The sequence below is a fragment of the Candidatus Poriferisocius sp. genome, from assembly GCF_965214065.1.
Lineage (GTDB): Bacteria > Actinomycetota > Acidimicrobiia > Acidimicrobiales > Bin134 > Poriferisocius.
In genome coordinates, this window is sequence record NZ_CBDCAT010000028.1 from 1,018,429 (window position 1) to 1,031,045 (window position 12,617).

Here is a 12,617-nt window from a genome sequence, read left to right on the forward strand (position 1 = left end):
TGCAGGTGTGGGCCTGTCCGACCATTGCCTTGACCAGGATCGCATTCCCCGCCACGTCGGGTGTGTTATGGATGGAAACGGGCGCTGGGCCGAGCATCGGGGAATGGCCCGCACCGAAGGTCACGAGCAAGGCGAGCACGCCCTGTTCGATGTGATCGAGGGTGCGCTGGAGCTGGGAATCGAGTGGCTCACGGTGTATGCCTTCTCCACTGAGAATTGGAACCGCCCCGACGACGAGGTTCGCTTCTTGCTGAACTTCAACCGCACTATCTTGCGGCGGCGCTGCGACGAACTGAACGAGATGGGGGTGCGGATCCGCTTTGTGGGCCGCCGCGATTGGCGGGTGCCAAAGGGCCTGATCAAAGAGATGGACGAGGCTATCGAGCTCACCCAATACAACGAGCGGATGACGCTGGTGGTGGCTTTCAACTACGGCGGCCGGGCTGAGATCGTGGACGCGGTACGACAGATTGCCGCCCAGCGGATCCCGGCCCGCATGATCAACGAGCGGACCATCGCCCGCCATCTTTATGACCTGGAAATGCCCGAGCCCGATCTCATCATCCGCACTTCCGGGGAGTACCGCATCTCCAACTTCTTGCTCTGGGAGCTGGCTTACTCCGAGCTGGTGTTCACCGACGTCTTGTGGCCCGACTTCACGCGCCACGACCTGTTTGCTGCTATCGCCGAGTACCAGCACCGCCACCGCCGTTTCGGCCGGGTCAGATAAAGAGGCCCAATGAGCCTCTGCCGGGATCCGGGAGTGGGAGGCTTGTTGCGGTGAGCCTCTACCGGGACCAGGGAATCGTGCTTCGCACTCACAAGTTGGGCGAGGCCGACCGGATCGTGGTGCTTTGCACCCGGGGGCACGGCAAGGTGCGGGCGGTGGCCAAGGGGGTCCGCAAGACCCGCAGCCGGTTCGGTGGCAGGCTGGAGCCAACCAGCCACGTGCAGCTCCAGCTCCACCGGGGGCGAAGCGAACTCGACATCGTTACCCAGACCGAGTCGGTGGACCAGTTTCGGGCGGTGCGGGAGGACTTGGACCGGTTGGGCAAGGCCATGGCCATGCTGGAGGCGGTCGACCGGGTGGGAGTCGACCGGGAGCCCGACGGCGCGCTGTACCGGATGCTGCTCGGCGGGTTGCGAGCCCTGGACGCGGGCGACTCCGCGCTGGTGGTGCCCGCCTTCTACCTCAAGCTCCTGGCCCACGACGGGGTGGGCCCCGAGGTTGGGGTGTGCGCATCGTGCGGAGCCACCGATGATCTGGTGTCCTTCGATTACGCCAGCGGCGGCGTGCTGTGCCGCAGCTGCCGCCGGGGTTCCCCGCTGTCGCCCGATGCCCTGGACCTGATCCGGATGATTCTGGGCGGCAGCCTCAGCGCCGCACTGGCCGAACCACCATCGCCCGCCACCGGCGAAGTGGAGCACCTAGCCACCACCGCCATGGAATACCACCTAGAACGCCGCCTCCGCGCCGCCAGCGCGTATATCTGAGAACTCTGAAGCACCGAGGCGAGCCGTTTTCGGTGTCGGTCCTGTCATCGGGGGCCGGTAGCCTGCGGGTCATGAGCAGCGGCGATGTCGTTAAGGGCGCGGGCGACGATGTTATGGACAACGTGGTGAACCTCTGCAAGCGGCGGGGGTTCGTGTACCAGTCGGCGGAGATTTACGGCGGGTTTCGCAGCGCGTATGACTACGGCCCGCTGGGCGTGCTGCTGTTGCGCAACGTGAAGGATGCCTGGTGGCGGACCATGGTGCAGCTCCGCACCGATGTGGTCGGCCTGGACGCCTCCATTCTGTCGCCCCCTGAGGTGTGGGAGGCATCGGGCCACCTGACCAACTTCACCGACCCCCTGGTGGACTGCCGCAACTGCGGCACTCGCCACCGCGAGGATCAGCTGGAAGACCCCGATGTGTGCCCAAGCTGCGGCGCAAAGGGCCAGTTCACCGAGGCTCGGGAGTTCAATCTGATGTTCCGCACTCAGGCCGGCCCGGTGGCGGGCGCCGGGGCCGACGTGTACCTGCGGCCCGAGACCGCCCAGGGCATGTTCATCAACTTCGCCAACGTTTTGAACACAGCGCGCCACAAGCCGCCGTTCGGCATCGCCCAGATCGGCAAGTCGTTCCGCAACGAGATCACCCCGGGCAACTTCATCTTCCGCACCCGGGAATTCGAGCAGATGGAGATGGAGTTCTTCGTGCCCCCCGACGAGGCCGGTACGTGGTTCGAGTACTGGTGCGGTGCCCGGATGGACTGGTACACCGGCCTCGGAATACCCGCTGACAAGCTGCGACTGCGGCCCCACGACACCGACGAGCTCAGCCACTATTCGGCCGGCACCGCCGATGTGGAATACCTGTTCCCCTGGGGGTGGGGCGAGCTGGAGGGCATTGCCAACCGCACCGACTACGACCTCACCCAGCACGCAAAGCACTCCGGCGTCGACTTGGACTACTACGACCAGCAGGCCGACGAGCGCTACACGCCCCACGTGATCGAGCCGGCCGCGGGGGCCACCCGAACGATGATGGCGTTTCTTCTGGCCGCCTACGACACCGAGGAGGTGCGGGGTGAGACCCGCACGGTTTTGCGGCTCCACCCCCGACTGGCCCCCTACAAGGTAGCGGTGCTGCCCCTGTCGAAAAAGCCCGAGCTCCAGGCGGTTTCCGAGGAAGTGCTGGGCCTGGTCCAGCCCCAGTGGATGACCGACTACGACGTCACCCAGTCCATTGGCCGCCGCTATCGCCGCCAAGACGAGATCGGCACCCCGTATTGCGTGACCGTGGACTTCGACACCCTGGACGACCGGGCCGTCACCGTGCGCGACCGCGACACCATGGAACAAGACCGGGTGGCCATCGACAACTTGGTCGAGCACCTGGACGCCAAACTCGGACTGTGAGGCGGACGGGGTGACCAGCCCGGTCATAGCCGCGGTGCAGGCCGCCGAGCGCGGTGAGCTGGACCGCACCGACGCGGTGTTAGGGGTTGCACCCGACGACGTGGAACACCTTCTCCACGCCCAGATGACCGACGGTCCGTCGGCGCCGGTGGCCGCCCACGGGGTGGCCGCCTCGCCGGGAGCGGCGTCTGGGCGGGTGTGCCTGTCGGTGGACGCGGTGCTAGACGCCGACGACGAGGGCATTCCCTCCATTTTCGTGCGGCCATTCACCACGCCCGCCGACGAGGTGGCCATGTCGGCAGCGGCGGCCATCGTCACCGCCAAAGGAGGCATGGCCAGCCACGCAGCGGTGATCGCTCGGGGCTGGGGCATTCCCGCGGTGGTGGGGGTGGAGACCCTGGCGATGGACGTAGCGGCCGGGGCGGCCCGGCTGGGCGACGTGGAGCTGCGCGACGGCGATCCCATCACTGTGGACGGCTCAGCGGGCACGATCATGCTGGGGGCCTCCGAGTTGGGAGAGGTGGAGATCCCCGACGAGATGTTCACGTTGCTGAGGTGGGCCGACGAGCTCCGGGGTGGGAGGCTGGTGGTTCGGGCCAACGCCGACGACGCCTTCTCCGCCCGGCTGGCCCGGCAGTTCGGAGCAGCCGGAGTGGGGCTGTGCCGCACCGAGCACATGTTCCTGGGGGGGCGGCTGCCGCTCATCCAGCGGGCCATCACCGACGGCGGAAGGGCGTCGTTGGACGCCTTGGTCGAAGTCCAGGTGAACGATCTTGTCGAGCTGTTGGAAGTCATGGACGGACTGCCGGTCATCGTCAGACTGCTTGACCCGCCCCTGCACGAGTTCTTGCCCGACCACCCGGAGCTGGCCGAGGAGAATCCCATGCTCGGGGTGCGGGGCGCCCGGCTGGGAGTTCTGCGCCCCGAGTTGTATCGGGCCCAGGCTGCCGCGGCGGCCGAGGCCGCCGCCCGCCGGGTGGCCGCCGGGGGCGATCCCCGGATGCAGATCATGGTGCCGCTGGTGGTGGGCGGGCCCGAGCTGGCCCATGTGAGAGAAGCGGTAACCGACGAGCTTGCCGGATACGAGAGCCGACTGGGGGGCCGGTCCATTCCTGTTGGGGCCATGATCGAGACCCCCCGCTCAGCGTTGGCCGCGGCCGAGATCGCGGGCTCGGCCGACTTCTTGTCGGTGGGCACCAATGACTTGACCCAGATGACCTTCGGGTTCAGCCGCGACGACATCGAGTCCAGGATCATGCGCCCCTACATCGAGCACGGCCTTCTGGCGGCCAACCCGTTCGAGACCCTCGACGAGACTGGGGTGGGCCGGTTGGTGGCTGATGCAGTATCGGGGGCCCACGCCGCCCGACCCGGCATCGAGATCGGGGTGTGCGGCGAGCACGGCGGCGACCCGGCGTCGATCGCCTTCTGGGCCCTCGCGGGGGTGGACTATGTGTCCTGTTCCCCTCATCGGGTGCCCGTCGCCCGACTGGCGGCAGCCCAAGCTGTCATCGGTTCGGCGTAGTCTCACACCGTGGGCATCCACGACGAAGACGTGGCCCGGGTGAGAGAGGCGACGGACATCGTCGCGGTCATCGGCGAGTACGTGCAGCTGAAGCGGGTCGGACGCCGCTGGCAGGGTCTTTGCCCGTTCCATGCCGAGAAGACTCCGTCGTTTTCGGTGAATGCCGAGATGGGCGTGTACCACTGCTTCGGGTGCAAGGCCAGCGGCGACGCCATCACCTTCTTGCGGGAACTGGAGCACGCCGACTTCCCCGAGGCGGTGGAGCGCCTGGCCGGCCGCTCAGGGATCACGTTGCGCTACACCGCTCCCGGCGAAGGGGCCGACCGACAGAAGCGGGGCAAACTCGCTGAAGCTTTGGAAAAGGCGGTGGAGTGGTATCACCAGCGGTTGTTGACCGCGCCCGACGCGGGTCGAGCCCGGGGCTATCTGCGCCAAAGGGGTTACGACGGCGACGTGGTGCGCCAGTACAAGCTGGGATGGGCCCCCGATGACTGGGACGCCCTGGCCAAAGACCTTGGGGTAGGCACGGACCAGGGAATGTCTGCCCAGGTGTTCTCAGACGCCGGCCTGGGGTTCCGCAACAAGGGCGGGCGAATCCAGGACAGCTTCCGGGCCCGGCTCCTGTTCCCCATATTCGATCCCAGTGACAAGCCGGTGGGGTTCGGCGGGCGGGTACTGCCCGGCGAGGAAGGGCCCAAGTACAAGAACTCGGTGGACAACGCCGTCTACCGCAAGTCCCGGGTGCTGTACGGGCTCAACTGGGCCAAAAAGGACATCGTGAACGCCGGCGAGGTGATCGTGTGCGAGGGATACACCGACGTGATCGGCTTCGCCCAGGCCGGTATCACCCGGGCAGTGGCCACCTGCGGCACTGCCCTGACCGAGGACCATGTGCGGGTGCTGCGCCGGTACGCTCCCCGCATTGTGTTGGCCTTCGATGCCGATTCCGCCGGGCAGACCGCAGCCGAGCGATTCTCCCAGTGGGAGCATGCCTTCGAACTGGAGGTGGCGGTGGCCGACTTGCCCCCCGGCGCCGACCCCGGCGACCTGGCCCAAAGCGATCCCGGTCGCCTGGCCGCCGCGGTGGCAGAAGCGGTGGACTTCATGGACTTCCGCATCAACCGGGTGGTGGGTGAGGCCGACCTGTCGACGGTCAAAGGCCAGGTGAGGGCAGGGGAGAGGGCCGCTCGGCTGGTGGCCGAACACCCCAACGCCGAAATCCGGGACAAGTACCTGGTGGAGATCGCCGACCGCTGCTCGGTCAGCGCCGGCCACCTGCGCAAGGTGGTAGCCGATGCCCGCCGCCGCGGCCCGGTGCAAAGGCCCCGCCCCGCGCCCGATGCTGCGCCGCATCCGGCCGACGCGGGCTTCGGGACAAGCGCAGACCCCGGGGGCTCACCGGCTCTTGATGATGGCGGCGGCTCCGACGGTCCCCCGCCCAACAACGTGGAGCGCCAGGTGCTGTGGTTGGCGGCCAATGAGCCGAGTGCGGTGTGGCCTGAAATCGTCCCCGAGATGTTCGATTATCCCCTCTACCGGGGCGGGTTCGAAGCCCTGCTGGAGTACCCGGAGATGGATGCTCTGCTGGCCGAGGCCGATGCAGGTCTTGCTGCCCTGATGCGGGAATTGCTGGTGGAACAAGACGAGGGGTTGTTAGGGAGTTCCCACCGTCAAGAGGTGGTAATGGCCATCCTGCTCTACGAGTCGGCCCAGCGGGAGCTGACCTATCTCGAGCGCCAGGCCCGCACCGGGGCAGCCGACGACAACCTGCTCCGCCGAGTGGCAAGCCTCAAGACGGCGGCGGACAAGCTTCGGGAGTCGGAATGGGAATCCGGCCAAGCCCGCGCCCTGCTGGAGTTGCTGCGACCGGGGGTATAGGCGGGGGGCTAGAAGTCCTCGTCGAAGGCGACATCGCCCTCGACGCCCACCTGGTAGGAGGCCACGGTGCGCTCGAAGAAGTTGGTGAGCTCCTGCACGTCTTGGAGCTCCATGAACGAGAACGGGTTCTTGGAGCCGAACTGCTTGGGCAACCCGAGCTGGGTCAGTCGCTGGTCGGCCACGAACTCCAGGTATCGGCGGGTGTCGCCCACCGACATGCCGGGTACGCCCTGGCCCAGCAGGTCCTCGGCGAACTGATACTCGCAGTCCACCGCCTCGCGGATCATGGTGGTGACCTGCTCGCTGAGCTCGGCGTCGAACAGCTCGGGCTCCTCGGACCGAACGGTATTGACCACCTCCAGGGCGAAGTTCATGTGACAGCTCTCGTCGCGGAACACCCAGTTGGTGCCGGCGGCCAGCCCGTTCAACAACCCCTTGGACCGCAGGAAATACACGTAGGCGAACGCGGCGAAGAAGAACAGTCCCTCGATGCAGGTGGCGAAGCAGATCAGGTTCAACAGGAACCGCCGCCGCTGCTGGGGGGTGTCGCACTCCTCGATGTCGTCCATCGAGTTCATCCATCGGAAGCAGAATTCGGCCTTTTGGCGGATGGAGGGGATGTTGTCGATGGCGGCGAAGGCGGCCTCCCGCTCGGCGAGGTCGGGGATGTAGTTGTCCAACAAGGTCAGATAGAACTGAACGTGGAGCGCCTCCTCGTAAAGCTGTCGGGACAGGTACATCCGAGCTTCGGGGGAGTTGATGTGGCCGTATAGGTTGAGCACCAGGTTGTTGGCCACGATGGAGTCCCCGGTGGCGAAGAACGCGACCAGCCGGCTCACCAAGTGCTTCTCCGCGGGCAAAAGGGTGCGCTCCAGGTCGACCAAGTCGTCGGAGAAGTCGATCTCGTCCACCGTCCAGGTGTTCTTGATGGCGTCGCGGTACATGTCGTAGAACTGCGGATAGCGCATGGGGCGCAGCGTCAGCTTGAAGCCGGGATCGAGGATGCGTCCTTTGGCCGGTGCGGCCGCAGACACCGGTTGCGGTGCCGGGCTGAGGGCCAGTTCTTCTTCGAGGAAGGGTGTTTCTGCCAGAGCCATCAGTCGCATGCCTCACAGGTCTCGGGGTTCTCCAGGGAGCAGGCCACCGCATCGGCGTCGGCAACCGGGGCGGAACTCGCGACATCGGGAACTCCACTAGTGGTCTGGTTGATTCGCGTAGCCGGACGGGACCTCAGGTAGTAGGTGGTCTTCAGACCGGCCTTCCAAGCGTGCAGATACATGGAACTGAGCTTGCCGATGGTGGGCGACTCCATGAACAGGTTCAGCGACTGCGATTGGTCTATGAAGGCCCCCCGTTCAGCGGCCATGTCGATGAGCGACCGTTGGGGGAGCTCCCACGCGGTGCGGTAGATCGCTTTTAGGCCGTCGGGGATGTGTTCGATGTCGGCCACCGAGCCCTCGGACCGCTTCACCTCGGCGATCATCTGGTCGTCCCACAGACCCAGCTCCTGGAGGTCTTTCACCAGGTAGCGATTGATCTGCAAGAACTCCCCGGAGAGGGTCTCCCGCTTGAACAGGTTGGACACCTGTGGCTCGATGCACTCGTAGCAGCCGGCGATTGAGGCGATGGTGGCGGTAGGGGCAATGGCGATGAGCAGGGAGTTGCGCAGGCCGTGCTCGGCGATACGGTCCCGCAGCGTCTGCCACCGGGCCGGGTCGGAGGACTCCTTGCCCCACAGGTCGAACTGGAGTTGGCCGGCGGCCGCTCGGGTCTCGGGGAACGCCGGATGAGGACCGTGCTTTTCGGCCAGCTCGGTGGAGGCCCACAGGGCGTTGAAGTAGATCTCCTCGGAGATACGGGCTGACAACTGGCGGGCCTCGTCGCTGTCGAACGGCAGGGCCAGGTGGAAGAACACATCTTGGAGCCCCATCAGGCCCAGCCCCACCGGGCGCCACTTGGCGTTGGAGTTGGCCGCCTCGGGGGTGGGGTAGAAGTTGATGTCGATCACCCGGTCCAAGAACGGCACCACGCTGCGGACCACCCCGCCGAGTCGATCGAAGTCCATCTTGCCGGTGTCGGTGTCGACGAATGCCCCCAGGTTCACCGATCCCAGATTGCACACCGCGGTTTCATCGGCGCTGGTGACCTCGATTATCTCGGTGCACAGGTTGGAAAGGTGAACGGTGCGGCCTTTTTGGCCAGTTTGGTTGCAGCGAAGGTTGGATGCGTCCTTGAACGTCATCCAGCCGTTGCCGGTCTGGGCCAGACTCCTCATCATGCGGCTGTAGAGCTGGCGGGCGGGGAGCTGGACCTCATACAGCTTCTCGCGCTCAGCCTCCTCGTAGGCCTCCCGGAACTCGTCGCCGTAGAGGTCGGTGAAGTGGGGGACCTTCTTGGGGTCGAACAGCGACCATTGCCAGTCCTTTTCCACCCGCTCCATGAACAGATCGGGCACCCAGTTGGCCAGGTTCAGATTGTGGGCCCGCCGGTTGTGGTCGCCGGTGTTCTCCTTCAGCTCCAGGAAGTCCTCGATGTCGGCGTGCCAGGTCTCCAGATATACGCAGGCTGCGCCTTTGCGCTTGCCGCCCTGGTTGACCGCGGCCACCGAGCTGTCCAGGGTCTTCAGCCAGGGAACGATGCCGTTGGACAGGCCGTTGGTGCCCCGGATCAGAGAGCCCTTGGAGCGGATGCGGTGCCAGGCAACGCCGATGCCGCCGGCGAACTTGGACAGCCGGGCAATGTCGGTGTAGCGCTCATAGATGCCCTCCAGGCTGTCGGTGGGGGAGTCGAGCAGGTAGCACGATGACATCTGCGGGTGGGCGGTGCCGGAGTTGAACAGCGTCGGGCTCGACGGGAGGTAGGCCAGAGAGCTCATCAGATCGTAGAAGGCGATGGCCTCATCGGCGTCGGCCGACAGGCCGCAGGCCACCCGCAGAAAGAAGTACTGGGGGGTCTCGATCACCTGGCGGGTGTCGGGATGGCGCAGCAGGTAGCGGTCGTACACCGTGCGCAGGCCGAAGAACTCGAAGTTCCGGTCGCGCAGCGAACTGATGGAGGCGTTCAGAGCGGGGGCGTGCTTCTCGGCGAAGTCGGCGGTTTCAGCGCTGATGAGGCCCAGGCTGTGACCGGTTTTGATCGACTCAGTGAACCAGGGGATGTTCTGGTTGCGGACCTCTTTGTCTATGCAGGTTGACAGCAGCCGGGCGGCCAGTTTGGAGTAGTTGGGCTCAGTGACGATGAGCCCGGCCGCTGTGCGGATGGAAAGCTCGTCGAGCTCTCGGGTGGTGGCGCCGTCGGCCAGCGCAGAAATGGTGCGGGTGGCCACCCGCATCGGATCGACCCCCACCAAACCCTCGGTGCAGCGGGCTACCGCGTTTACGATCTTGTTGACGTCCACGGGCTCCAACTCGCCGTTGCGCTTGCGGACCCGCATCCCGGTTGCGCTGGCCCCATTTTGGTCGGCATCTGCCCCATTGGTGGCCACTGCGGCCAGTGGCTCCTGTATGAGTGTCATCTGTCCCCCCTGCGGATGAGGCTTGCCAGCGCGAAGTCTTCAAAGTGTAATTACAAAGGGGAAACTTCATCAATGAGCTTTTTGGCGCGACGCCATGAACAGGGATTTCGCGCCAAAGTAATTTCTCGATGCGCTCCAGAAGGCTCTTCGGCGCGCGCGTCCGCGCTCTCGGATCAAGCCTCCCGAACGGTCAGCTCGGTGGCCTTGAGAGCGGCCCAGCACCGCGACCCGGCGCCCAGGCCGAGTTCGCCGACAGCCTGGGGTGTGACCCACACATGGCAGGGTGCCGGTTCCCCCAACAACACCCGCACCCGGTCGCCCTCGGGCTGTATACGGGCCACCTCGGCCTCCCATGTATTGCGAGCGCTGGTGTGGGGCTGGGTGGCCGACAAGGTGATCGCCGCAGGGGAGAAGGTGACCAGGGCCGGACCCGTCATGGCCGTGGCCGAAGTGAGGCTGAGCCCGCAGTCGAGGGCGACTCTGGTGCCGGCGGCGCGGCCGGTCAGCAGGTTCATGTCCAAGAGCCCGGCGGTCCACGGTGTTCGGGGGTCGGCGGTCACCTCCTCGGGGGTGCCCGACTGCGCGACCTCGCCGTCCTCCACCACCAGAAGCTGGTCAGCCAGGACCCGGGCCTCCACGGGGTCGTGGGTGATCAGCACCCGGGTGGCAGCTATTTCGGCCAGCAGGTGGCGCACGGCGGTGCGGGTCTCGGCGTCGAGGGAGGCCAGGGACTCGTCGAGCAAGAGCACGGCGGGCTCGCATGCTGCGGCCCGGGCCAGAGCCACCCGCTGGGCCTGACCGCCGGAAAGCTGGGCGGGGCGAAGCTCGGCCAACTCGGCCAGCCCGACCCGGTGGAGCCACTCTTCGGCCCGCCGGCGGGCCGAGCGGGTGCCCAGGCCCGAGCAGCGGGGGCCGAAGGCCACGTTTTCCACCACGCTGAGGTGGGGAAACAGCAGGTTGTGCTGGCTGTGCAGGGCGATGGGACGGCGGTCGGGGGGCACACAGATCTTTTTTGCGGGATCGTCCACCACCTGGCCGGCCAGCACAATTGAGCCTTGTTCTATCGGGATCAGCCCGGCGAGTGCATGGGCCAGGGTGGTCTTGCCCGCCCCGTTGGGCCCGACGACGGCGGTGCAGCTTCCCGTCGGCACCTCGAACGCCGCGTGGATGGAGAAGTCCCCGGCGGCCGCGTGGAAGTCGGCTTGGATGCTCATGGCGGCGAAGTCTCCTGCGAGCCCGGCGTTTGGGACTGTCGGGGGGCGATCCAGCGATGGCGCAGGCCGATGAGCACCAGCAGCGAGACCCCGATGAGCAGCACCGACATGGCGATGGCCGCATCGGGCTGGCCGGCCTCGTTGGCCTGGGCGATGGCCAGCGGCAGGGTGCGGGTGCGGCCCGGGTGGTTGCCGGCGAAGGTGATGGTGGCCCCGAATTCGCCCAGGGCCCTGCCCCACGCCAGGGTGGCGCCCGCGGCCAGCGACGGGGCCAGAAGCGGCAGCGTGATGCGGCGCAGCACCGTCCAGCGCCCGGCGCCCAGGGTGGAGGCGGCCGACTCCAGCCGGGGGTCGAGCTGGCGGAGCCCGGCCTCGGCGGTGATGACGAAGAACGGCATCGACACGAAGGCCGCGGCGATTACCGCGCCTGCGGTGGTGCCGATGAGGGTGTCAACGCCGAACCAGCTTTGCAGCGCCCGGCCGACTAGCCCTCGGCGACCGAGGGCGAAGAACAGGGCAATGCCGCCCACCACCGGAGGCAGCACCATGGGCAAGAGCACCATGGCCCGCACCAGCGCCCGTGCTCGGAACGACTGGCGGGCTAGCACCCAGGCCAAGGGCAGTCCCAGAGCCACCGATATTCCGGTGGCCACCAGCGACACCACCACCGACACCCGGAGGGCCTCCAATGTGGCGGTATCGCCCAGCGTGGTGCCCAGCGAAGACCACGGCGTCCGCTGCAACAAGCCCACCAGGGGCAGCGCCAGAACGCCCACCGCGATGAGGGCCATCACCAGAACAGGGATCGGCGGTCTGTTGTTCGGTTTCTTGGCGCTGGGACGGTCGGTCACGGGGAATCGAATCCGTGGTGCCATAAGATGCCCTGGCCGTTGGGGCCGAGCAGGAAATCCACAAAATCGGCGGCCACAGCCCGGTCGCTGATCGCGGCCACCGGATAGTCGTTGAACCTGATCTGGGGACCGAGGGGCACTGAGGCCACTTTTCCGCCGCCGGCCGCCACGTCGGTGGCATACACCAGCCCGGCGTCGGCCTCGCTGAGCGTCACTTTCGTGAGCACGGCCCGAACGCTGGTCTCCTCGGTATCGGGCTCAGCTTCGACCCCGGCGTCGTTCAACACGGCCCGGGCCAGGGCGCCGCAGGGCACCTCGGGTGCGCACGCGGCCAATACCAAGCTGTCGTCGGACAGGTCTGTCAATTCAGCGACGTTGCCGGGGTTGTCCACCGGCACCACCAAAGCCAGCCGGTTGCGGGCGAACACTACGGGTGGCGCGACGGTGATCCCCTCGGCCGCAACCCGGTTCATGGTGGCGCCGTTGGCCGACGCGAATACGTCGGCCCGGGCGCCGGCGCTGATCTGGGAGGCCAGCCGGGCGCTGCCCGCGAAGTTGAGCCTCACGTCGACATCGGGGTTGGCGGCCTCGTACTCGTCGGCCAAGTCCTCGAACGCCTCCGACAGAGACGCCGCCGCGTACACGGTCACCGTGTTCTCGCCTCCACCCCCGCATCCTGTCACCAACCAGGCGAGAACCCCGGCCAGAACACCGAGGCTCAATGGGCGCATG

General features: G+C 66.7%; 10 protein-coding genes. 5 read left to right on the plus strand and 5 right to left on the minus strand.

Annotation, left to right across the window (positions count from 1 at the left end; genetic code table 11):
* The first annotated feature begins 7 nt into the window (after nt 1-7).
* From uppS to dnaG, 5 genes are all read left to right on the plus strand, one after another.
* On the plus strand, nt 8-730 hold the full coding sequence (uppS, locus tag ACOOGG_RS16130; protein WP_420436882.1) for a polyprenyl diphosphate synthase: 723 nt from the start codon (nt 8-10) through the stop codon (nt 728-730).
* Between the two features lie 50 nt (nt 731-780).
* Nucleotides 781-1,494 (plus strand): DNA repair protein RecO, encoded by a 714-nt coding sequence (recO, locus tag ACOOGG_RS16135; protein WP_420436884.1) that lies wholly within the window; start codon nt 781-783, stop codon nt 1,492-1,494.
* A gap of 71 nt (nt 1,495-1,565) precedes the next feature.
* On the plus strand, nt 1,566-2,903 hold the full coding sequence (locus ACOOGG_RS16140; RefSeq protein ID WP_420436886.1) for a glycine--tRNA ligase: 1,338 nt from the start codon (nt 1,566-1,568) through the stop codon (nt 2,901-2,903).
* A gap of 10 nt (nt 2,904-2,913) precedes the next feature.
* Nucleotides 2,914-4,428: a putative PEP-binding protein gene (locus ACOOGG_RS16145; protein WP_420436888.1), complete on the plus strand. Its 1,515-nt coding sequence runs from the start codon at nt 2,914-2,916 to the stop codon at nt 4,426-4,428.
* 9 nt (nt 4,429-4,437) lie between these two features.
* Nucleotides 4,438-6,306 carry a DNA primase gene (gene dnaG, locus ACOOGG_RS16150; protein ID WP_420436890.1) on the plus strand — a complete coding sequence of 623 codons (1,869 nt, stop codon included), beginning with the start codon at nt 4,438-4,440 and terminating at the stop codon, nt 6,304-6,306.
* 8 nt (nt 6,307-6,314) lie between these two features.
* Here the strand turns inward: dnaG and ACOOGG_RS16155 are convergent, their stop codons facing one another.
* The 5 genes from ACOOGG_RS16155 to modA form a co-directional block, all read right to left on the minus strand.
* Nucleotides 6,315-7,403 (minus strand): ribonucleotide-diphosphate reductase subunit beta, encoded by a 1,089-nt coding sequence (locus ACOOGG_RS16155; RefSeq protein WP_420436892.1) that lies wholly within the window; start codon nt 7,401-7,403, stop codon nt 6,315-6,317.
* On the minus strand, nt 7,403-9,820 hold the full coding sequence (locus ACOOGG_RS16160) for a ribonucleoside-diphosphate reductase subunit alpha (protein ID WP_420436894.1): 2,418 nt from the start codon (nt 9,818-9,820) through the stop codon (nt 7,403-7,405). The genes ACOOGG_RS16155 and ACOOGG_RS16160 overlap by 1 nt, the downstream gene beginning before the upstream one ends.
* Nucleotides 9,821-9,993: 173 nt before the next feature.
* Nucleotides 9,994-11,034: a sulfate/molybdate ABC transporter ATP-binding protein gene (locus ACOOGG_RS16165; protein ID WP_420436896.1), complete on the minus strand. Its 1,041-nt coding sequence runs from the start codon at nt 11,032-11,034 to the stop codon at nt 9,994-9,996.
* Complete coding sequence (gene modB, locus ACOOGG_RS16170; protein ID WP_420436898.1) at nt 11,031-11,909, minus strand: molybdate ABC transporter permease subunit; 879 nt, start codon at nt 11,907-11,909, stop codon at nt 11,031-11,033. The genes ACOOGG_RS16165 and modB overlap by 4 nt, the downstream gene beginning before the upstream one ends.
* The gene (gene modA / locus ACOOGG_RS16175; protein WP_420436900.1) at nt 11,882-12,616 is read right to left on the minus strand and encodes a molybdate ABC transporter substrate-binding protein; all 735 of its coding nucleotides are present in this window, start codon (nt 12,614-12,616) and stop codon (nt 11,882-11,884) included. Before modA ends, modB begins: the two co-directional genes overlap by 28 nt.
* Nucleotide 12,617: the final 1 nt, after the last annotated feature.

Coding starts and splice junctions, on each gene's coding strand:
- ACOOGG_RS16140 (WP_420436886.1), top strand. CDS start 1,566: ATGAGCAGCGGCGATGTCGTTAAGGGCGCGGGCGACGATGTTATGGAC.
- ACOOGG_RS16155 (WP_420436892.1), bottom strand. CDS start 7,403: ATGGCTCTGGCAGAAACACCCTTCCTCGAAGAAGAACTGGCCCTCAGC.
- ACOOGG_RS16160 (WP_420436894.1), bottom strand. CDS start 9,820: ATGACACTCATACAGGAGCCACTGGCCGCAGTGGCCACCAATGGGGCA.
- ACOOGG_RS16165 (WP_420436896.1), bottom strand. CDS start 11,034: ATGAGCATCCAAGCCGACTTCCACGCGGCCGCCGGGGACTTCTCCATC.
- modB (WP_420436898.1), bottom strand. CDS start 11,909: ATGGCACCACGGATTCGATTCCCCGTGACCGACCGTCCCAGCGCCAAG.
- modA (WP_420436900.1), bottom strand. CDS start 12,616: ATGCGCCCATTGAGCCTCGGTGTTCTGGCCGGGGTTCTCGCCTGGTTG.